Below are 20,798 nucleotides of genomic sequence, written 5' to 3' on the forward strand. Positions count from 1 at the left end.
TATAGCATATTTATCGTTTCTTGTGTATTGTATTAGTATAATATACACAGGTTTCAATCGTGGATATTTTCCTGTGGGTAGATTACGCAAGAAGTTGCTAAAAAACAAAAAACTTAACGCATTAATTGATGTTGAGAATAATTGGAAAATTGGTAAAAATAACCGCCCAATATGGTATTGGGTTATAATATTAGGCCATATACTCATCGCTTTTTTTCTTTGCTGCCAACTCTTGGGTATTGCGAAATCGTTATAAATGAAAGTTATTGCGGGTCGAATTGATATTCACGGGAAAGGGGGGCGAGTTTTGAGGATTATCAGAGGGAGGGGCAAAAAGGTCGAGGAGCACTCCAGCGGTTGTGCTTGTCAATGACTGCGGACGGCGCAATCTTTGGCGCGTGAACCTCGGCACCTTCAAGAATCCGCCCGCTATGCGCGCTTCGCAAAACCACGATGTGCTGAAGGTTTGTTGTTTTCAGAAAGGAATGTCTCGCTGTCGCAATGGGCAATGATAAAAAAGTTAACAAGTCTCGGATTGCCCCGTTTTTTGCCTCCCGGTTTTTTCTCGGTAGTGTGCGCCGCGAAAAACCAATAAAAATACTTGGGAAGGAGTGATTTATAAATGAGTAAACCAATTAAGCGCATAAGCAAAAAAGTAATTATAATATATTCAATATTGGCGATCGTTTTATTATCGGTAGGAGTTTTCGGTCTCAAAAAAAAGCTGATACTGAAGACATCTGATAGGCAGATAGTGCTCCTTTGTGATTACTATTTCAATTCTGCCCCGTTGAATCGTATCGCCTGCACGGTAGAGCTGATAGATAATGCCAATAAAATGCGGTTGTTGAGCTTTACTAATTATAATAAATCACAGTTTAATGGACTTATCGCATCTTACAAGATCATGAAATATAAAACATTGATTGATTCAGGGAATCTTGATCAGGCAAAAAAACTAATAGAAGAATTAGATTTAAATCGTTCCGAAACGATAGAGTATTTGTTTTGGAATATTGTGGATGATGCCGGTAGAATTTCTCTAGAAAAAGCATTAACAGAGATGGCGAAAACCGAAGAGATGAATAGACGCGAGTATACGCGTGAAAGCTTTAAGGATTATTTGACAAAAGAGCGCGATAGAATTTGGAGGCAAAAGAAAAACGGAGGAGAAGGCAATAAAAGCGAGGGCCGAAAAAGAGTCAGATTAATGTAAAGATTGAAAAGGGAGGCAAAAGGGGGCAGGCCGAGTTTTGTTGATTTTTGAGGATTGTCAGAGGGAGGGGCGAAAAGGTCGCGGGATGCTCCAGAGGTTGCGCTTGTCAATGACTGCGGACGGCACAATCTTTTGCGCGTGAACCCCGGCATCTTCAAGAATCCGCCCGCTATGCGCGCTTCGCAAAACCACGATGTGCTGAAGGTTTGTTGTTTTCAGAAAGGAATGTCTCGCTGTCGCAATGGGCAATGATGAGAAAATTAACAAGTCTCGGATTGCCCCGTTTTTTGGCTTATAAAATGAAACTCATAATTTTAATACTAATGGCTGTAATTGGTGCTTTAGTGACTATATGGCTATTTAACACATGCGCTTATTATTTTTGGCTTGCAGGGCAACAGATAGCAAATCGAGAGGCCTATTTTCATCGGCTTTATTTATTTGGTGCACTGTTTTTACTATCAATCGCCATTGAGGTTTTTCTTGTATATAAAGCGATAAAATTAAGGTAGGAACAACCGAAAAAGCCTGAGGTGGGGGCAGGCCTGAATGAAGGGGTAAAAGAGGCCGGGCCGAGTTTTGTTGATTTTTGAGGATTGTCAGAAGGAGGGGCGAAAAGGTCGCGGGACACTCCAGAAGTTGCGCTTGTCAATGACTGCGGATGGCGCAATCATTCCGAGCATGAACCTCGCCACCTTCAAAAATCCGCCGGCTTTGCGCGCTTCGCAAAACCACGATGTGCTGAAGGTTTGTTGTTTTCAGAAAGGGATGTCTCGCTGTCGCAATGGGCAATGATAAAAAAGTTAACAAGTCTCGGATTGCCCCGTTTTTGCCTTCACACTGGACCCTCGATAATTATCATGTTTTTTAGAAAAAAGAAAAAACTTCCGAAAGCTTCACCAAAGGTCGGCGAGTGCTTTCTTCTGGCTCTAAAAGATGGCCGTTACATGCCATTCCAAATACTGGCTCAACGCATGGATTGCGCTTTTTCCGTATGCGCCCTCGTCGGAATAACATATTCAGACAAACCGAAGGCGATTGAATCGATGGCTCAATGGACCACGCATGATATTATTGCGGAAAAAACAATATATACGACTGGCATCAAACGCAGCATACGGGGCAACAGTGGTTACGAATCGGCATGAGACCACTGCTTCGAAAACCTACCATGTTGTGGAAGGAGCAAAATCTCATAGCTAAAATCAAAATGTGCTTTGGCGTCGAAATACACCCAAATAACTGGAGTGGCGAAGGGAACCTTGAATATATAGCAAACGTATTATCAGGACTTGAGCCCTGGCCGGTGGACGCCCCTGGAAGTTGTACAGATTATCTAACCCCAGAAGGCAATATATTGGTTGCGCAACTAATTTCAAAAAGTAATCCAACTTCATAATCACCAAAGACCATCATCTTCCAACAGCGCGAAACTAGCTGGGAAGTCAAAAACGGGTCAATCCGAGACTTGTTAACAAAAACTTGAAATTGGCCGGAAGGAGATGAAAAAGGAAAGGGTAGGATTTTATTGATTTTCTTTATCAACCGCAACGTGAGCGAATGCGGTTCGCCGGTGGGCCAACGCTATAAGACTCCTGGCGTTATCCTCCGTGACCGCTGCGTCCTACGCCAGCAAATTGCCGAACTCCGCGTGGTGCAGTTCGATGAATTTTGCCACATACGAGCACTGGGGATCGACACGGCGGCCTTGCGCACGAGCGTCGGCCAGGGCGGCGTGCACCAATTTTTCCGCCACGCCCTTGCCTCGCATTTCGGGCGGCACGAACGTGTGCGTGAAAATCATCCGGTTGGTTTGCGGCTCCAGCACATACTCGAGCACGGATGGCTCGCCCGCGTTTGGCGGCGTCAGTTCGTAGCGGGACTTGGCCGCGTTGTGCCTTACCGGCTCATGAGCATTGGTGTCATTCATGGCTCAAAACTTGCCACGCACTTGCGACATTCGCAAATGCGCAGATCAATAAACGGATCGTGTCACGCATCCATGTCCGCCCAGCGGCGGGCCATGCGGGCGAAGATGAATAGGCCGATGGCGGAGATCACGCCGAGGATTGCGAAGGGCACCCAGACGTGGATGTTTGGCGAATAGGTCTCCCACAACATGCGCGTGGCGGCGGAGGCGTCGAGGCCGGTGAGTTCTTGCAACTTGGCCATCGCGTCCGTGCGGGCGATGCCGAGGGTCTCCGAGAGGTTTGTCACATCGCCGTCCCAGTTTTTGCCTTCGCCGAACGGTGTTTTTTCCGCGATGTAGCGGAGGGCGAGCATGGCTTTTTCGCCATAGTGACCGTAAACATAACCGGCCATGATCGAGCCGGCCCAGGTGCCGATGCCGGCGGGGATGTTGTTGTAACCGAGGTAGAGGCCTTTTTTGCCGGGTGGGGCGATGAGGGCGAGGTATTCGTTTTGCTTGGGGCCGACGGTCATTTCGCCGAAGGAGAAGAAGAGGATGCCGATGAGGAGCGTCCAGAGACTCATGGTCGAGCCGGCGACCAGGAGGCCGATGGTGAGCACGACCATGCCCATGAGCATGGCGCTGAGGGTGCGCATGCGGCGGGTGAGGTAGCCGACGAGAACAACACCGCAGATGATCGAGAACGAGTTGAGCCCGAGGATGATTTGCTGGGGAATCTGCGGGCCGCGCGCCGTTTGCTCGATGAGTTTGCTTTGGATGAAATCGGGCAGGTTGGCCTGCAGCCATGCCGCCTGGGCGGAGCCGTCGACCCAGTCTGCGATGACGTTGGGCTGGAGATCCCAAAGTTGCATCATCATCGCCCAGAACCCGGACATGAGGAGCATCCAGCAAATGAGGCGCGGCTCGAAAATGTTGGCGATGGTGCGCTTGAGGACGGAGACGACGGACTCGGTCTTCGACGCGCCGGAGGGGACGTCTTTGAGCTTGACGAGGAGGATGAGGTTGAGGCCGGTGAACGCGGCGGACGCGAGAAACACATTGCGCCAGGCTTCGGCGGAGTTGTTGCCGGCCACGAGGATGATGGTGGGGATGAAGTGGGCGACAAACGCGCCTATGTTCACGACCCAGTAGAAGAGGCTCCATCCGACCGAGGAGGTTTCCTTGGTGAGGGTGTTGGCGAGCGCGCCCTGGATGCCGGGTTTAAAAAACGCGGTGCCGCTGGCGAGCACTATGATGGAGACCAAAAACGCGGTGTAGTTGCTGACAAAGCCGACATCGCGCATGAAGCCGATCATGAGGTAGCCGACCATCATCATGGTAATGGCGAACGACAGGGTTTTTTTGTAACCAAAACGATCCGCGATGCCGCCGGTGAGGATGGGGAGCAGGGATTGAAAGAGCGCCCAGATGCCATAGATGGCGCCCTTGTCGGCGGCGGTGAGATGCAGGCCGCCGGGATTGTCGGCCTGCATAATGTAAATCGGGGCGACGACGCGCAGGTTGTAGAACGCGAGGCGTTCGCCCATTTCGATGACGTTGAGCAGCCAGAAGTTGCCGGGAAATTTCTTGAACATGATTTGGAGCGGAAGTGGAGGAGTGTTGCGAGGGGAGGCGGGGATTTTTTTATGCGTTCATGTCCGACCAGCGGCGGGCCATGCGGGCAAAGATGGCAAGGGCGATCACGGAAACCACGCCAACCGCGGCGAAGGGAATCCAGACGTTGACGTTTGGCGAGTAGGTGTCCCAGAGCAGGCGCGTGGCGGTGGCGGCGTCAAGGCCGGTGAGCTCCTGCAATTTTGCCATCGCCTCGGGGCGGGCAATGCCGAGTGTTTCCTCCAGCGCCATCACGTCGCCGTTCCAGTTTTTGCCGGAGCCGAATGGCGTTTTTTCGGCGATGTAGCGGAGCGCGAGCATGGCTTTTTCGCCGTAGTGTCCGTAAACGTAACCGGCCAGCTTTGAACCGACAAAAATGCCGATGCCGGTGGGGATGTTAACATAGCCGAGATAGAGCCCTTTTTTCCCGGGCGGCGCGATGAGCGCGAGGTATTCGCTTTTCTTGGGGCCGACGGTCATTTCGCCGAGCGAGAAAAACACAATGCCGAAGAGCAGCATCCAGAGGCTCATTGTCCATCCGGCGACCAGGATGCCCACGACCACCATCGCCATGCCGATGAGCATGGCGGAGAGCGTGCGCATGCGGCGGGTGAGGTAGCCGACAAGAACAACGCCGCAGATGATCGAAAGGGAGTTGAGCCCGAGAAGGATTTGCTGGGGGATTTGCGGGCCGCGCGCGGTTTCCTCAATGAGGTTGCCGTGAATGAACGCGGGCGCGTTTTCCTGTATCCAACGGGCCTGCGCCGAGCTGTCCACCCAATCGGCGATGACATTGGGCTGCAGATCCCAGAGCTGATACATCATCAGCCAGAAACCGGACATGATCGCGAGCCAGCACAGGAGGCGCGGCTCGAAGACGTTTTTGAGCGTGCGCCAGAGCACGCTGAGAATCGGCTCGGTTTGCGATGCGCCGGTGGGCACGTCCTTGAGGCGGGTGAGCAAAACGAGGTTGAAGCCGGTGAAAACCGCGGACGCGAGGAAGACGTTGCGCCACGCCTCGGCGGAGTTTCCTCCCATGACGAGGAGGACCGTCGGAATAAAGTGCCCGATGAGCGCGCCGACATTGACGACCCAATAAAAAAGGCTCCAGCCGATCGATGAATTTTCCTTGGTGAGGGTGTTTGCGAGCGCGCCCTGGATGCCGGGCTTGAAGAACGCCGTGCCGGTGGCCAGCACCATGATAGACCAGAAGAAAGCGGTGTAATTGCTGACAAAATTGATGTCGCGCATGAAGGCGATCAGCAGATAGCCGATCATCATTGTGGTAATCGCGCCGAAGAGTGTTTTTTTGTAGCCAAAACGGTCGGCAAGTCCGCCGGTGACGATGGGCAGCAGCGATTGGAATATCGCCCACCATGCGTAAATGGTGCCCTTGTCGGCGGCGGTCAGGTGCAGGCCGCCGGGATTGTCGGCTTGCATGATGTAGATTGGCGCCACGACGCGCAGGTTGTAGTAGGCGAGGCGCTCGCCCATCTCAATCGAGTTGAGGAGCCAGAACGTGCCTGGGAATCGCGTGCGTTTTTGGGGAAGGTCGTGGGCGGGGGCGGACGGAGCGGACTGCTCCGCATTTGTGGAGGACATGCTGGCTTGGGTTGAGGTTGGTCTTTTAAAGCGCAAGACCGTGGCGAACCAATCCGGCATGGGCAAGGGAAAGAATCCGCGAAAGCATTGCCGTGCGCATCTCAAAATTTTGGTCCACACACGCATGCGCAAGGAGCGGCTGCGTCTCGCTGCCGGACGCGAGCAAAGCGAGCGCCCCTCGCATATTTGTTTTTCGAATCCCAAATGACTGTGCGGGCGGGATTTGCCCGGTGGCGCGAAGGCGTTCTTCGCCTGCCTGAAAAACAACTGTTTTTGAGCCTAAAAATTGAAACAAATTCCGATTGGCCGAGTCTAACATTTCGGTTGAAGCAAAAGGCGCAAACAGCGCGAAGATCGATTGCCGATAGTGGTCGGAAGCAGACAGGTTGGTTGAAAGTCAAAACGCCCGCTGGAAGAGAGAGGTCAAGGTTCAGGAATCCCCGGCCGGCGCAAACGGACAGCACACATGCAGAGATACAGAGATAGGCAGCCGAACCTCGCGAATTCAAAACGTGCGAAATCGCACTCACAGCCCTCTTCAATCCGCCCCTCCGGCGCACACCGGAGGGGTTGTTATTTGGGGGACAATTTGCAAAACCGGCGAAAAAAGTCTTTTTTTCGGGTCTGCGTGCTTGCGCTGGTTGGCTCGTGTGATTCCATTCAATATCTGTTCGCAGAAAAACTAGACCATTCACCATTATGAAACTCATTATTGCGATTATTAAACCGTTCAAGCTGGAGGAAGTTAAGGATGCGCTCGCCGAAATCGGCGTCGAGGGCATGACCGTCACCGAGGTCAAGGGTTTCGGGCGCCAAAAGGGCCATACCGAAATCTACCGCGGAAGTGAATACACGGTCGATTTTCTGCCCAAGGTGAAAGTCGAGATCGTGGTCACTGATGAGATCAAGGACAAGGTTGTCGCCACCATCCAAAAGGCGGCCAAGACCGGCAAAATCGGCGACGGCAAGGTGTTTGTCCTTCCCGTCGATGAGGTCGTGCGCATCCGCACCGACGAGCGCGGCGACGCGGCGGTCTGATTTTTAGTCATATTTATTTTTTGCGGCGCGCCCGGATATTTCCGCGCGCGCTTTTTTATTTTTGTTTTTTTGGCGAACTGGCGAAAGCTGGCATCAATAATGCTTTGCGCGAGGGGACATGACACAAAATCCCTTTTCCTCGCATCCCCGCACGGTGGATTGCCAACCCAAACCCGCACAAAAATGAAATACATCATCGCAATCATCAAACCCTTCAAGTTGGAGGATGTTAAAAGCGCGCTCGCCGACATCGGCGTCGACGGCATGACGGTCATCGAGGCCAAGGGCTTCGGGCGCCAGAAAGGGCACACCGAAATCTATCGCGGCAGCGAATACACGGTCGATTTTCTGCCCAAGGTGAAAATCGAGGTCGCCGTCTGCGATGAGATGGCCGCCAAGGTTGTCAAAACCATCGAGGCCTCGGCCAAGACCGGCAAGATCGGCGATGGGAAAATCTTCGTGCTGCCTGTCGAGCAAATCACGCGCATCCGCACCGGGGAGCAAGGCGACGCGGCATTGTGATTTGCCGCGCATTCACTGCGCCGGATCGCTCCAGTCGAGGTTGTATTTTGCGAGCGAGGCGCGCAGGTTGCGCAGATTCCAGAGATGGACGACGCCGTCGCTTTCATGGATCGCCAGCAGGCGCCCGTCGTGGTTGAAGGCCATTTTTGGAATCTGACTCGGCCCGCCGGACGGCGTGAGCTTGATGACGGGGGTTTCGTAGTTGACGCCTTGATACAGCCATATGTCGCGTTGCACGGGAACGCAGAGATAGCGTCCGTCCGCGGAGAGGTTGTAGGCGAAAAGGCCTGGAATGTCAGGCGCGTTGGAAACCGGTTTGAGCGACTGGAAATCCCAGATGCGAAAACCGCGCTTGCCGCGGCTCGAGGAGAGGATGCGTTTGCCGTCGGGTGTGAATCGCACGAGGCCGCCCTGGCCGCCCTCAAGCTCGGCGATTTGTGTTCCGGTTTCGACGTTCCAGAGCTGGAGGCGTTTTGAGTCGGGGAGGTCTCCTTGCGCGGCGCACGTGGTGACGAGTGTCCTGCCGTCGGGAGAGATCGCGGCGTCCCAAGCCTCGGTTTGCACTTGGATGCGGCGCGGCTCGCCCGCCCCGGGAGCGATTGGCCATAGCAATGCAATCCCGTAGGTGTTGCGGCGTGTGGCACTGCGGCGCGTGAGGATGGCGTGTTGTGTGCTGAAGCCGAAATCGCTGAGTGTGAAACCTTTTTCGGTCATGAGCATGGAGGGTTCTCCGAGGGGGTTGGCCTCCGCGGTTGTGTCAAAGGGGTATCTTGCCAAGCCGGTGTTGCGGCTGGCCACGAGCATCGAGCGTCCGTCGGGCGTGAAGAGCGCCGAAGTTTCGGTTTCGGGGCCGGGGCGCAGGATTGCGGCGAGACGGTTGCGTTGCAGGTTCCAAAGGTGAATTGCCTCGCGGGTAGAGGTGACGAGCCAGCGCGAGTCAGGCGAAAAATCAACGCCGGCGGTGATGACGGACATGTTGGTGTTGCCCGGAGGAGTGAGGGTTTGGCAGACGTCATCGCCGGTCGCGATTTCGAGTATGGAAACCGTTGCGCTGAAATCGCCCGTGGCAAGCCGGGTTCCGTCGTTTGAAAAGCGCAGGACGGGTTCATCGCCGTGGCCGGACAGGGTGACGAGCCGCGTGCCGCGTTCGGGATCCCAGAGGACAACGGTTTTGTCGACCGAGGTGGATGCGAGGATGCGTCCGTTGGGCGAGTAGGCCAGGTGGTGGACGCGGTCGCGATGGCCGCCAAGAACGCGGTCGCATTTGCCGGTGGCGGTGTTCCAAAGGTAGATGTTTGTGTCGAGGCAGGCCACGGCCAGATGCGCGCCGTCGGGATCCCACGCGAGCGAAATGACTCGTGCGGGATGTTGAAACGCATGCAGGATTTTTCCGGTGGCGATGTCGCGAATCTCGGCGTTCGATGTGCTGCGGTTGGAAACGGCAAGGCGCTTGTCGGAGGGATCGAAGGCAAGCGCGAGCGGGCCGTGGGGAAGCACGAGGCGCGCGGTTTCGCGCCCGGCGTCGCGCATGTCGTGCAGCGTGTAACCGCCTTCGGGCAGTTCGATGGCGGCGGTTTTTCCGTCATGCGAAAATGCGCAACCAAACCAAAATCGCGAGCTCATGTAGGGACGATTGCGCGGGGTGCGGTTTTCGAGTTCAAACGCGAGCCGGCGTTCGTGCGCGTCCCACACACGAATGTGACCGCTGTAGTGGCGTGACGCGGTGTGACGCCCGTCGGGGGAAAATTCAGCGAGCGAGATGATGGATTGTCCCGTGCCGGGGAATCGAGCGATCTCGGAGTTGTCGGCGGTGCTTCGGAGCGAGACTTCGCGGTTGGCAGTGCAGACGGCGTAGTATTCGAGCGAGGGTGCGAAGGCGATGGCGTAGGCTTGCGAGGGGCGCGCGTTGAGGGTGCGCTCGACGCGGATGTCTGTGAGGGCAAGGAGTGCGGCGGCTTCGTTGCGGAGCTCGTCAGTGATGCGTATGGCGGCGGCCTGCCGGAGAACGTCGAGCCCGTCGAAACGATGGCCGGCCTTCCCCGTTTGCCGCCCGAGGCGTATCTGCATGAGGAGCGAGTTGTAGAGCTGTTCCTGCGCTGCGCCCTCGGCGCGGAGGGCCCGGTCGCGTTGCGCGGCGATACTGAATGCCGAGCGCACACCTCCGACGGCGATGGCGGCGAGCAGGATGATGATGCCGGCGGCGAGCGAGGAGATGAGCGGCTGGCGGCGGCATAAGCGCCAGAGCTGCCCGGCGAGGCTGGGCGGGCTGGCCGTCACGGAGCGTCCGGCGAGGAAATTGTCGAGGTCGTCGGCGAGTTCGGCGGCGCTGCCGTAGCGGTCGGCGGGATTGTGCGCGAGGCACTTCATGCAGAGCGTGTCGAGATCGCGGGGGACGGCGGGATTGAGCGAGCGGGGCGGGGGAGGGGGACCCTTGGAGAGGTTGTCGATGACGTCGATCGGGGTCTTGCCGGTGGCGGGCGGGCGGGCGGTGAGCAGTTCGTAGAGGATGGCTCCGAGGCCGTAGATGTCGGCCGCGACGGTGATCCCGCCTGTCGCGCCGCCGACGAGTTCGGGTGCGAGGTAGTTGGGCGTGCCGATGGCGGTGGTGTGGCGCGCGGCATCGCTGTCGGCGTCCATGAATTTTGCGATGCCGAAGTCGGAGACGTAGGGTTCGCCGTTGGCGTCGAGGAGAATGTTGCCGGGCTTGAGGTCTCGGTGGATGACGCCGCGCTGGTGCGCGTAAAAGACGGCGCGCGCGATTTTGAGGACGAGCATGGCGGCGTCGCGGGGGCTGCCGCGATACGCCTTCATGTTTTTCGCGAGCGAGCCGCGCTCGGCGAGTTTCATGCTGAAGTAGGGGATGCCCTCGGACTGGCCAACCTCATACATGGGCATGATGTTCGGGTGGTCGAGGTTGGCGATGGCGCGCACCTCGACCTCGAAGCGACGGAGCATCTCCGGCGTGCGCAGGAGGAAGAGTTGGAGCATTTTGAGCGCGACGACGCGGTGCGACTCGTATTCGCGCGCGCGATACACGACGCTCATGCCGCCGTGGCCGATTTCCTCTTCCAGCACAAAATGCCCGAAATTGCCCTGGCTGCCGGTGGCGGGCCGGGCGAAGGGCGAGCTGGTGTCCTCGGTTTCGTCGATGGCCTCAAGCGCGGCGTCGAGCAGGCAGACGTGGCAAATGGGCGGCGCGCCGCCGGCGGGGGGAGGCAGCGGGTTGTGGCAGCGCGGGCAGATGTTTTCGGGGGAGGCGTTCACGTTGCGTGAAATCGGTTCACCGGAGCATTGGGATTTTTTCCGGCGGGGTTGCGTTTTATTTTTCGGGTCAGGAGACGAGCGCGGCTCGCAAGTGCCGCATTTCCTCGTCGATTTCGAGTGGCGTGCCGACGGTGCCGGCGATTTCGCGGCGCAGGTGCGCGCGGAATCGCACGCGGAGGCGGTGCAGTTGCGCCTTGAATGCCGAGGGGGTGACGCCGAGGGCGGCGCTGGCGCTGTCGTAGGACTGCTCGCTGTCGCCCGTGAGGAACGGCGCCATCGTGTCGAAGGTCGCGCGTTCGCCGGCCTCGTCGAATTCGGCGCGCAGGTTGTCGAGCGCGTGGTCGATGACGGCGAGCGCCCACTGGCGTTCGTAGATTTTTTCGGGAGTGAGTGAGGCGGAGTTTGCGGCGTAGTGGCTTTCGGCGATGTTTTCGTCGAGCGGAAGCACGGCGATGCCGCCGCCGCGTTTTTGGGCGTTGGCGCGGTCGCGCAGGCCGTTTTGGTAATGTTTCAGCCCGCCGATGAGGAAGGTGCGAAATTTTCCGCGCGTGGGGGTGGCGTTGGCGTAGGTGCGGTTGGCGAGGAGCGACTCAAAGAAGCCCTGCACGAGATCGCGCGCGTTGTGCGGCCCGAGTCCCTGGCGGCGCGCGAAGGCGTAGAGGGGAGTCCAGTAATTGTGGCAGAGTTGCGTGAGCGCGTCGCGCGCGCCGGCCTGTTGCGATTGCGCGGCGGCGTAAACGACGTTCCACTGGGTCGTGGCGAAGGCGGCACACGTGGGACTGTTTGAGAGAGGTGATTGCATGGAGTCACAAAGATTATCTTTATGTAACAACATATTTGTTACGGTAATGAGTTGTTTCATGAAAGCTATTTTCGAAAAAATATAAATGCGATGGACTGATGCCGCTGAAAGGCGCCGGGCGAGAGTTCAACCCGAAATCAGCGATTCATAAGAAAATCAACTGCGGGGACGGACGCGGATGAACGCAGCTGCAATCAAGATAAGAAAGAGTGTTTGGGTAAATTCGCCGCTCAAAAAAGTGCGCGGTGAATTTGTTGCATGTATTTGATTGTCCGCGTCTATCTGTGTTCATCCGCGGTTAAAAAAACGTTTTCAGGTTTAACGTTTGGTTTGAGAATCCTTGCGCGCGTTGTTTTTTCAGCGGAAGGGAAAATAATGGCTAGCAGTTTTGGGGGCGCGGGGGCATGGTTTTGAGTTTATTTATGAGCTTCACGCCTGCAACACTTCCAAACGGAAAACCCATAAACGAACGTCTCACGTTGTTCGTGCTGGCGGCGGTGCAGTTCACTCACATCCTCGATTTTATGATCATGCAGCCGCTCGGTTCGCGGCTGATGGTGGTGTTTTCAATCACACCGGGGCAATTCACGCGACTGGTCGCCGTTTACGGCCTCGCGGCGGCGGTCACGGGGTTTCTTGCGGGTTTTGTGCTCGACCGTGTGAATCGCAAGCACGCGTTGCTCACGCTTTACGGCGGGTTTGCGCTGTCCACGTTGTGCTGCGCGCTGGCGCCGACGTATTGGGCGCTGCTCGCGGCGCGTTGCGCGGCGGGGGCGTTTGGCGGCGTGGCCAGTTCCGTTGTCGTGGCGATGGTGGGCGACATTATTCCGCCGGAGCGACGCGGGCGCGCGATGGCCATTGTGGGCGCGGCGTTTCCGCTGGCGTCGATCATGGGCATTCCGCTCGGTCTCAAGCTCACGGGGGCGTTTGAGTGGCACGCGCCGTTTTTCATGCTCGTGGGGCTGAGCGCGATCGTGTTTGGCGTGGGCGCGAAAACCCTGCCGTCGATCCAGGCGTTTGCGCCGGCGTCGAATCCGTGGGGGCAAATGCGCGACATCGTCACGCACCCGGTTCACAGGCGCTGTTTCGTGCTGACAGTCTCGCTGGTTTTTGGCGGCGCGTCAGTTATTCCGCTCATGGCTCCCGCGATGGTGGCCAATGCCGGCATTCCCGAGGAAGACCTGTTTCTCATCTACCTGTGCGGCGGCGCGGTGACGTTCATGACGACGCCGCTCATCGGTCGCTGGACGGATCGTTATGACAAGGTGCGGCTGATTGGAATCTTTTCGGCCATCGCCATCTGCGCGGTGGTGCTTCTCACGAACCTGCCGCGCGTGTCGCTGGTGCCGGCGTTGATGGCGGCGACGTTTTTCACAACGACAATGTCGTCGCGCTTCGGTCCGACGATGGCGATGATCGCCAACGCCGTCGAGGCGCGTTACCGCGGAGGTTTCATGAGTGTGAACGCGGCGGTGCAGCAGGCGGGCGGCGGGATCGCGACGATGCTTGCGGGCCTGCTCGTTTCGAGTGATCCGGAGACGGGCCGCCTCGTCGGTTATTCGTATGTCGGCATCATGTCGGTGTTTTTCATGGGCGTCACCTACTTGCTGGCGCGACGCCTGGCCTCCGCCGCCCCGTGGGCCGCGCGACCGGGGCAGCACAAGGGCCCCGTCGTGATGGGCGCGGGCACGCTTATGAACCGCCTCGCGAGCGCCACCGAAGGGCGCTCCGCCGTAGCCAATAAAAATGCGGACGATGCAGGCGGACGGTCGTAGCGCGCCGTCGCGCCGCGGACGTTACTCGGGGTTGACGCGCCCGGGTTTCGCAAAATGCTCGGGGCATGAACATCACTCTTACCCGCAAGGAATTCAGGCGGCTGGTCGAGCTCGTTTACATGGGCGAAAATGTTGTGCTCACGGCCGGTGATGAGAACGAGTCGGGCGGGGGGCGTTACGGGGAAATTGTCCAGAAAATCTACAAACTCGCCGCGCAAAAGGATGCCTGCCCGAACTATGTGGAGGCGGATGATGAGGTGGAGGATTTTTATCATCCGTCAATGGACCTCGAGGCGGATTCGCCCGCGGCGGAAGTGCTCGAGCAATACGAGAACGCCCTTTTCTGGGACGAGCTGATTTCGCGGCTCGCCGAGCGCGACGCCGAGCGCGAGCAGTTGCGCAATCCGTCTTCGGCGCTGGAAAATCCCGATGAGGCGCTCGAGCGCCAGCTCACCCGCGAGGATCAGCTCGAGAAACGCTATCGCGCGGAATTTGTGAAAAACGATTTGGGCAATTTGTTTGTGATGTTCGGCTCGGACAGGCTTTCGTAGGGCTTTCGCGCGGGTTGTTTTTCTGCGTGGCGAGGTCTCCGGCGGAGTCGAACCCATTCACCATCGGAAAAAATCCCCCCGGCGCAACCGGAGGGAGGGGAGGCCCTATCGCAGCAGCAGATTCAGTCCGGCCAGCGCGCCAAGCGCGAGAGTCGCGGTTTCGAAAATCTTTTGGTTGATGCGGCCAAGTATCCACCGGCCCGCCACGGCTCCGACAAGCACCGCGGGGATGAGCACGGCGTTGAACTTGAGCGAATCAAGGTTGATCAGTCCGAGCGACACCATGAAGGGCACCTTGAACCAGTTCAGGATCATGAAAAACACGGCGTGGGTGCCGACAAACTCCATCTTGGGCAGGCGCATCGTCAGAAAATAAATCACGGCGAGCGGACCGGCGGCGTTGGCGATGAGCGTGGTAAATCCGGCGAGCACGCCGATCATCGGCGCGAACCAGACGGGCAGGGCGGGCTCATCGGTGATGCCCGCCGCCGTGCGCCGCGACGCCTGCCGTCGCCGCCAAATGTGCATTACCGTGAGCGCGACGATGATCGCGCCCGTGAGCAGGCGCGCCTGGGCGTCGTCGATGCGTCCCATCGCGAGCCAGCCGGCAAACACGCCGAGCGCGGCCCATGGGAAAAGTTTCCAGAAATGCGTCCAGCGCATGTGCCTCCGGTATGCGATCACGGCGATGGTGTCGCCGATGATAAGCAGCGGCAGCACGATTCCCGACGCCTGTTTGGTGCTCGGCAGCACACTCGCAAAAATCGCGACAAACAAAATGCCGAGTCCGGCGATTCCGGTCTTGGAAAAACCAACGAGGAGCGCGGCAAAAACAACCGCGATCCATTGCCAAAGGTCGAGTGTCATGGATGCAAAAAGTGAGGGAGTAAAGAGGGGGGCATCGCACGGTTGGCAAGTTCGCCCCTGAAAACCATGGCAGCCGTGGAACGCGTGCGCGAGCCTTACGCCGTTGTTTCCAGTTCGCTTCGCGCGGCGGACTCAAGCGTTTCCGCGCCGGCGCGCACAATCGCGTCCGACGGGCCTTCGACGAGGAGGCGCAGTTTGGCCTCGGTGCCGGAATAGCGGACGAGCACGCGGCCCCTGTCGCCGAGTTCGTGTTCGAGGGCGGCAATGGCGGCCGAAAGCTTGGGGAGCCGGGCGAGCGGGATTTTTTCGCGCACGCGAAGGTTGATTGTCGCTTGCGGGAATTTTTTCAATCCCTGGCGCAGCTCGGAGAGCGGTTTGCCGGTGGCGAGCATTACCTCGAGGACTTTGAGCGCGGCGAGCAGCCCGTCGCCGGTCGAGGAAATCTCGGAATAAATAATATGGCCGGACGATTCGCCGCCGAGCGTGGCGCCGTTTTCCCGCATTTTTTCCGCCACGTAACGGTCGCCGACATTGGAGCGCACGACTTTGCCGCCGGCGGCGCGGACGGCGGCGTCGACGCCGAGGTTGCTGTGCACGGTGACGACGAGCGTGCTGGCGGCGAGCTTGCCCTGCCGGAGCGCGTGGAGGGCGAGCAGCGTGAGGATTTCGTCGCCGTCCAAAACCTCTCCGAGCTCGTCGCAGAGGACGCAGCGGTCGCCGTCGCCGTCGTGCGCGATGCCAAACCGCGCGCCGGTCTCGCGCACGCGTGCGGCGAGTGGTTGCGGATGCTCGCTGCCGACGCCGGCATTGATGTTTCGGCCGTCGGGCTCGTTGCCCAGTAATGTGAGTTTTGCGCCCAGCGAGGCGAGTATGCGCGGGCTGGTGACGCAGGTCGCGCCATTGGCGGCGTCGAGGACGATGGACCATCCGTCGAGAGCGCGCGCGGGAAGGACCGACGTCATTTTGTCCAAATACGCGCGCAGTTCCCCGATGGCGGGCGGGGGTTGTGTTTGCGGGGTGCCTTGCCGCGATGCGAAACGGGCCAGGGCGTCGCGTGCGGTGGATTCGTCGCCGAGCAGTGATTCGATTTCGATTTCCTGCGCATCGGTGAGTTTGAGGCCGGAGGCGTTGAAAAATTTAATGCCGTTGTCCGTGGCGGGGTTGTGCGAGGCCGTGACCATGATGCCGAGCGAGGCACCCTCGGCGACGACGGCCATCGCAAGCGCGGGGGTGGGGATGACGTCGAGAATGACCGGTTCCATGCCCGCCGAGGCGAGTCCGGCGGCGACGGCTTTCTGCAGCGGCGGACCCGACTCGCGCGTGTCGCGCCCGATGAGCACCCTTCCAGTTTTTGCGAAGCGCGCGGCGGCGATGCCAAGGCGCGCGGCAAAGATTTCGTTGATCACCGGCCCGCCGAAGGGGCCGCGAACTCCGTCGGTGCCGAAATATTGGCGCTGGATTTGCGACATAAGCGGTGGATCAAAAGTGAAAAGTTGCTCATGCGAAAAGCATAATCTTGCGGTGCGTCCGCTTCAGGGTGCGTTTACCCGCGACTGCAAATTGATTTTTCTGCTCGTGATTTTGCGGGAATTTTGCGGCGTATTGTTCATGGCAAAAAAGAAACCCTCAAAAGACGAGGAACCGAAGAAACTCAGCAGTTACACAATCAAGCTCGACGACGCGCAGATGGAAAAACTGCGCGCCTACTGCGAGCGCCGTCTGTGGCTGCCGTTCGAGGTCGCGTATTCGCGTTTTGCCTACAAGGCCGATCACCTGAAACTCAACGTCACCGCCTACACGAGCGGCAAGGTCGTCATTGCGGGGAAGGGCACGGAGGATTTTGTGCGCGACGTGATCGAGCCGGAAATCACCGGCGCGGCCAAGCTCGGCTACGACGAGGTGCTGCACCCCGACTGGTTCGAGCCTCACGCCGGCCTCGATGAGAGCGGCAAGGGCGACTTTTTCGGCCCCGTGATCACTGCGACGGTCATTGCCGACAAGGCGGCCATCGAGTCATGGATCAAGGAGGGCGTGCGCGACTCGAAAAAAGTTGCCGACACAAAAATTGTCAAACTCGACGAACTGATCCGCAAAACGCCGGGCGTGGTCGTGGAGGTGTTTGCGTGGGAATACATGACAAAATACAACGAGCTCATGATGCGTCCCCGCGCGAACCTGAACCTGCTTCTCGCCTGGCAGCACGCGCGGGGCTTGATTGCCGCGCTTGCTAAGAAAAAAGTGCCGTGGGGTTTGCTCGACCAGTTCAGCGAGCAGCCGCTCGTGCAACGCGAATTGAAAAAGAAGGACGTGAAAGGCTTCGAACTGCGCATGCGCACGAAGGCGGAGGAAGACCCGGTCGTCGCCGCCGCGTCGATTTGCGCGCGCGCGGAATACGTGCGGCAGATGCAAAAACTTTCAAAGCGTTTCGGCGCAAAACTGCAAAAAGGCGCGGGCCCCCTTGTGAAAAAACAGGCGGCGGAAATCATCGAGCGTTTCGGCGCGCGCGCCTTGGGCGAGTTCGGCAAGCTGCACTTCCGCACAGCCTACGAGGTTGTCTCCGCCGCGGGGAAACTGAACGAACTGTCCCTGCCGGTGCCGAAGGATAAATTCGTGCGGGAATAAAATGCCGCGCCGCGACACTTCATGGCGCTTTGGGTTCGGTTGTGCTGAATCGGCAGGCGAATGCCTCCCCGTTTCCTGGCGCTTGCGCGCCGCGAGCACAATTTTTGAGAGTGTTGACCGCCGCCTGCCAAAAAAATCGCTCAAAATCCCCTGTTGACAGCGGGGATTCAGCGCCTATCTATTAACGTTCTTTTTCAAATGAGCACGACAGAACAGCCTGACGCACCACAACAACAGAGCCTCACGCCGGAGAACTTTCCCTTCACCGCGCCGCAGCTTATGAACCGCTTTGTCTCCGACACGGGCAAGATTCTCCCGCGCAAGTGGACGCACCTCACCGCCAAGCAGCAGCGCCGCATCACGAAGACCATCAAGCGCTCGCGCAACATGCTCCTCGCCCAGTAAGGCAGGCCATCGTTCCGCGCAACAACCTTTCCAAGGCCGGATGCTTCCGGCCTTTTTTGTGCCCGCTGGTGGGAAGAACAGAAGAGCTGAAAGCCTGAAGGCTGAAAATCAGAAAACCAAGGGCCGGAGTGCCGGTTTCGAGCGAAGCGACAGTCAGCCACTCTTAAACTTAAACCCTAAACTTTTCCCCGATGCCTTTCCTCAAAACCCGCATCTATCGCGGCACGCCGCGCAATCTTGCCATGCTTGCGTCGGCTCTTCAACGCGGCGAGCTCGTCGCCGTGCCCACCGAAACGGTTTACGGGCTCGCGGGCAATGCGTTCTCCACTGATGCCTGCGCCGCCATTTTTCGCGCCAAGGGCCGCCCCGCAAACGATCCCCTCATTGTTCACATCCACGACCTCGCGCAACTCGATCAACTTGCGCACCGCAATCCCGCCGTGGAAAAACTCGCCCGCGCCTTCTGGCCCGGCCCGCTCACGCTCGTCCTCCCGAAAAAGGACACCGTGCCCGACCTCGCCACCTCCGGACTGCCGAGCGTTGCCGTTCGCATGCCCGCGCATCCGCTCTTCCGCGCGCTCCTCAAAAAGTGCGGCCTGCCGCTCGTCGCCCCGAGCGCAAACCCCTTCGGTTACATCAGCCCCACCTGCGCGGCGCATGTGCGCGACGGCTTGCGTGGAAAAATTCGCCACATTCTAAACGGTGGCGATTGTGACATCGGGCTCGAATCGACAATTGTCGACCTGCGCGATCCGCGCCGCCCGAAAATCCTGCGCCCCGGAAAAATCGGCGCCGCTGAAATCACCCGCGTCCTTCGCGTGCCCGTGACCGCGGCGGCAAAAAAACGCCCCGCCAAAACCGCCCGCGCCGAACTCGCCCCGGGAATGTTGAGCAAACACTACAGCCCGAAAACCCCTGTTGTGCTGCACGCCCGCATCACGCCCGCGCTTATCGCTCGCATTCCCAAGAACGAAGCCGTTCTCCCGCTCTTCGCCTCCAAAAAACTCCGGGGCGAAAACATCTTTCCGCTCTCGGAGAAACAAGACCTAGGCGAAGCCGCGCACAACCTCTTCGCCGCCCTACGAGCTCTCGACGGTCCTGAAAAAACTTGGAAAAAAATTCACGCCGAGCTCGCCCCTGCCAGCCCCGCGTCAAAAGACCGCGCCCTCGCCGCCGCCCTCAACGACCGCCTGACCCGCGCGGCGGCTTAGGGGTGACCGGAGTCTTTGGAAGAATGTCCGAATCCACGGCATCTACTGCGTCCATCACCTTTTTTGTCCACCGCTCATCATGCGGGCTGACGACAATCACGCGAAAGCCGTGATCCCGTCCCTCCATCAAAACGCCTTCGGAATCATCAATGTGCAAATCTATGCCAAATGCAGGCGGGAACTTTGATGGCATGCGAATAAACCGGTGTTTGCTCAAATTGCGCCGATGTCGTTCGTCGTTGATCACTCCATCAATTCGAATGCCATACAAAAACATCCACAAGCGAATGCCAAATGGTGTGCGACCTGATGAAGTATAAATCCAAATGCTACATCCGCGACGGCGCAGCCCGGCCATCAGTGAACAAGTGCCTCGGCGAAGAGGCTCGCCAAACCAACGGTGAACGAAGACTGGAAAGCGTCGGGGTTCCGTCGGCGTGTTCGGGGCGTGGATGACCAAAGTGTCATCAATATCGAAAGAAATACGCATCAGGTATCCGAGTTAAACGGGTTCTTGATCCAATATTCCTCCAAGACCTGGCAGGCGGCAGCCGCAAACCCCGATTCGCTGTCAAACGCCAGAAACTCCAACACGCTGACCACAGTCCGCCGTTGCTGGTCGTTGAGCGTGTTGAAACGCGCTGGAATCCTGTCTGGTGGCCGAAGATTGCCGAGACAGGCATGAATTACGAGCGATTCGCCGCAGGACATGTGTCGAATTGAATATGCAAGGAAAGCAGGCAAATAGAAGCGCCAAGAATCGGTGTCGAGATGCGTGAATCCCCAATGGTAGGCCTCCAGATCGCCATCAGGAATATTACGCCAGTCAGCTGGCACGATATCCGGGGGAGGTGTGTTATATGAGTCAATCTCGTCGCCCTGTCGCAAGGAAAGTGTTGCATGTGTTGCACATGCAGGAAACGCATCTGAAATTGAGGCAAGAAGCCTTGTCTGCTTGGAACGCATGATGCTTAATATTCAGGTTTTTGGGAAAACAGTCTGCCAAGTTTCAAAATGAAGAATTTTTTCGTTTCGAGATCGTGCGCTACTCTGCCTCTGCGGTTTGAAATTGTGTCGTTCTTAAGCACCTCGGAGTTTGTGTCCCAATGTTTTTATTTTGAAAGATAGAGATGGGCGCTTGTGAAAGGAAGCATCCCAGCCGTCACGAAAAAGAGCAAAATTCCGGCGCCAATAAACAGCGTGGCGGATGTATGGAGTTGAATCCAATCGCCTCTCTTTTCCGGATTTCTCTTTAGAGCCGAAATGAGCAGGACGCTAACGATGATCCAGACCAACGGCAGCGTATAAATCAGCCAATATCCCTTGAGTGCCAGATGGCTTATCTGCGGAAGCAAATCCATGGGACGTGAATCATCCGGATAATGTAGGTAATTATTCCG

Annotated in this window: 19 protein-coding genes; 9 read left to right on the forward strand and 10 right to left on the reverse strand. The window is 57.8% G+C overall.

Features of this window, described 5'->3' with window-relative positions; translation table 11 throughout:
- The first annotated feature begins 622 nt into the window (after positions 1–622).
- Both CKA38_RS12045 and CKA38_RS12050 read left to right on the forward strand, forming a co-directional pair.
- Positions 623–1,216 (forward strand): hypothetical protein, encoded by a 594-nt coding sequence (locus CKA38_RS12045; RefSeq protein ID WP_236919024.1) that lies wholly within the window; start codon positions 623–625, stop codon positions 1,214–1,216.
- 860 nt (positions 1,217–2,076) lie between these two features.
- Positions 2,077–2,364: a hypothetical protein gene (locus CKA38_RS12050; RefSeq protein WP_108825698.1), complete on the forward strand. Its 288-nt coding sequence runs from the start codon at positions 2,077–2,079 to the stop codon at positions 2,362–2,364.
- Between the two features lie 476 nt (positions 2,365–2,840).
- Here CKA38_RS12050 and CKA38_RS12055 read toward each other — a convergent pair whose 3' ends face one another.
- The 3 genes from CKA38_RS12055 to CKA38_RS12065 form a co-directional block, all read right to left on the reverse strand.
- Positions 2,841–3,146, reverse strand: coding sequence for a GNAT family N-acetyltransferase (locus tag CKA38_RS12055; RefSeq protein ID WP_108825699.1), 306 nt, complete (start codon positions 3,144–3,146; stop codon positions 2,841–2,843).
- 62 nt (positions 3,147–3,208) lie between these two features.
- On the reverse strand, positions 3,209–4,720 hold the full coding sequence (locus CKA38_RS12060) for an MFS transporter (protein WP_108825700.1): 1,512 nt from the start codon (positions 4,718–4,720) through the stop codon (positions 3,209–3,211).
- Between the two features lie 49 nt (positions 4,721–4,769).
- Positions 4,770–6,341 (reverse strand): MFS transporter, encoded by a 1,572-nt coding sequence (locus CKA38_RS12065; protein WP_161554881.1) that lies wholly within the window; start codon positions 6,339–6,341, stop codon positions 4,770–4,772.
- A 699-nt stretch (positions 6,342–7,040) separates the two neighbouring features.
- Here CKA38_RS12065 and CKA38_RS12070 point away from each other — a divergent pair.
- Both CKA38_RS12070 and CKA38_RS12075 read left to right on the forward strand, forming a co-directional pair.
- Positions 7,041–7,379 (forward strand): P-II family nitrogen regulator, encoded by a 339-nt coding sequence (locus tag CKA38_RS12070; RefSeq protein ID WP_108825702.1) that lies wholly within the window; start codon positions 7,041–7,043, stop codon positions 7,377–7,379.
- 183 nt (positions 7,380–7,562) lie between these two features.
- Positions 7,563–7,901 carry a P-II family nitrogen regulator gene (locus CKA38_RS12075; RefSeq protein WP_108826570.1) on the forward strand — a complete coding sequence of 113 codons (339 nt, stop codon included), beginning with the start codon at positions 7,563–7,565 and terminating at the stop codon, positions 7,899–7,901.
- 12 nt (positions 7,902–7,913) lie between these two features.
- On the opposite strand, the gene CKA38_RS12080 is transcribed toward CKA38_RS12075, so the two are convergent.
- Both CKA38_RS12080 and CKA38_RS12085 read right to left on the reverse strand, forming a co-directional pair.
- Positions 7,914–11,165 (reverse strand): protein kinase domain-containing protein, encoded by a 3,252-nt coding sequence (locus CKA38_RS12080; protein ID WP_108825703.1) that lies wholly within the window; start codon positions 11,163–11,165, stop codon positions 7,914–7,916.
- 67 nt (positions 11,166–11,232) lie between these two features.
- A complete protein-coding gene (locus CKA38_RS12085) occupies positions 11,233–11,967 on the reverse strand; it encodes an RNA polymerase sigma factor (protein ID WP_108825704.1) in 735 nt (244 codons plus the stop codon).
- Between the two features lie 422 nt (positions 11,968–12,389).
- On the opposite strand from CKA38_RS12085, the gene CKA38_RS12090 reads away from it, so the two are divergent.
- On the forward strand, positions 12,390–13,742 hold the full coding sequence (locus tag CKA38_RS12090) for an MFS transporter (protein ID WP_161554883.1): 1,353 nt from the start codon (positions 12,390–12,392) through the stop codon (positions 13,740–13,742).
- A gap of 65 nt (positions 13,743–13,807) precedes the next feature.
- Positions 13,808–14,293: a hypothetical protein gene (locus CKA38_RS12095; RefSeq protein ID WP_108825706.1), complete on the forward strand. Its 486-nt coding sequence runs from the start codon at positions 13,808–13,810 to the stop codon at positions 14,291–14,293.
- A gap of 105 nt (positions 14,294–14,398) precedes the next feature.
- Here CKA38_RS12095 and CKA38_RS12100 read toward each other — a convergent pair whose 3' ends face one another.
- Positions 14,399–15,160 carry a sulfite exporter TauE/SafE family protein gene (locus CKA38_RS12100; protein ID WP_108825707.1) on the reverse strand — a complete coding sequence of 254 codons (762 nt, stop codon included), beginning with the start codon at positions 15,158–15,160 and terminating at the stop codon, positions 14,399–14,401.
- A gap of 95 nt (positions 15,161–15,255) precedes the next feature.
- A complete protein-coding gene (gene glmM, locus CKA38_RS12105) occupies positions 15,256–16,629 on the reverse strand; it encodes a phosphoglucosamine mutase (protein ID WP_236919025.1) in 1,374 nt (457 codons plus the stop codon).
- A 139-nt stretch (positions 16,630–16,768) separates the two neighbouring features.
- Here glmM and rnhC point away from each other — a divergent pair, with 139 nt between their 5' ends.
- The 3 genes from rnhC to CKA38_RS12120 all read left to right on the forward strand — a co-directional run bounded on the left by rnhC (position 16,769) and on the right by CKA38_RS12120 (position 19,398).
- Positions 16,769–17,782, forward strand: a complete 1,014-nt coding sequence (gene rnhC / locus CKA38_RS12110) for a ribonuclease HIII (protein ID WP_108826572.1) — start codon at positions 16,769–16,771, stop codon at positions 17,780–17,782.
- 198 nt (positions 17,783–17,980) lie between these two features.
- The gene (gene rpsR / locus CKA38_RS12115) at positions 17,981–18,187 is read left to right on the forward strand and encodes a 30S ribosomal protein S18 (protein ID WP_108825708.1); all 207 of its coding nucleotides are present in this window, start codon (positions 17,981–17,983) and stop codon (positions 18,185–18,187) included.
- A 191-nt stretch (positions 18,188–18,378) separates the two neighbouring features.
- Entirely contained in the window at positions 18,379–19,398 is a 1,020-nt protein-coding gene (locus tag CKA38_RS12120) for an L-threonylcarbamoyladenylate synthase (RefSeq protein WP_108825709.1), read from the forward strand.
- Here CKA38_RS12120 and CKA38_RS15505 read toward each other — a convergent pair.
- From CKA38_RS15505 to CKA38_RS12130, 3 genes are all read right to left on the reverse strand, one after another.
- On the reverse strand, positions 19,367–19,888 hold the full coding sequence (locus tag CKA38_RS15505; RefSeq protein WP_152032843.1) for a hypothetical protein: 522 nt from the start codon (positions 19,886–19,888) through the stop codon (positions 19,367–19,369). The two genes, CKA38_RS12120 and CKA38_RS15505, sit on opposite strands and share 32 nt — an antisense overlap.
- Positions 19,888–20,364, reverse strand: coding sequence for a DUF6714 family protein (locus tag CKA38_RS15510; protein WP_152032844.1), 477 nt, complete (start codon positions 20,362–20,364; stop codon positions 19,888–19,890). The genes CKA38_RS15505 and CKA38_RS15510 overlap by 1 nt, the downstream gene beginning before the upstream one ends.
- Before the next feature lie 146 nt (positions 20,365–20,510).
- Positions 20,511–20,759 carry a hypothetical protein gene (locus CKA38_RS12130; RefSeq protein WP_152032845.1) on the reverse strand — a complete coding sequence of 83 codons (249 nt, stop codon included), beginning with the start codon at positions 20,757–20,759 and terminating at the stop codon, positions 20,511–20,513.
- Positions 20,760–20,798: the final 39 nt, after the last annotated feature.

This window comes from Ereboglobus luteus (genome assembly GCF_003096195.1).
GTDB classification, from domain to species: Bacteria; Verrucomicrobiota; Verrucomicrobiia; order Opitutales; family Opitutaceae; genus Ereboglobus; species Ereboglobus luteus.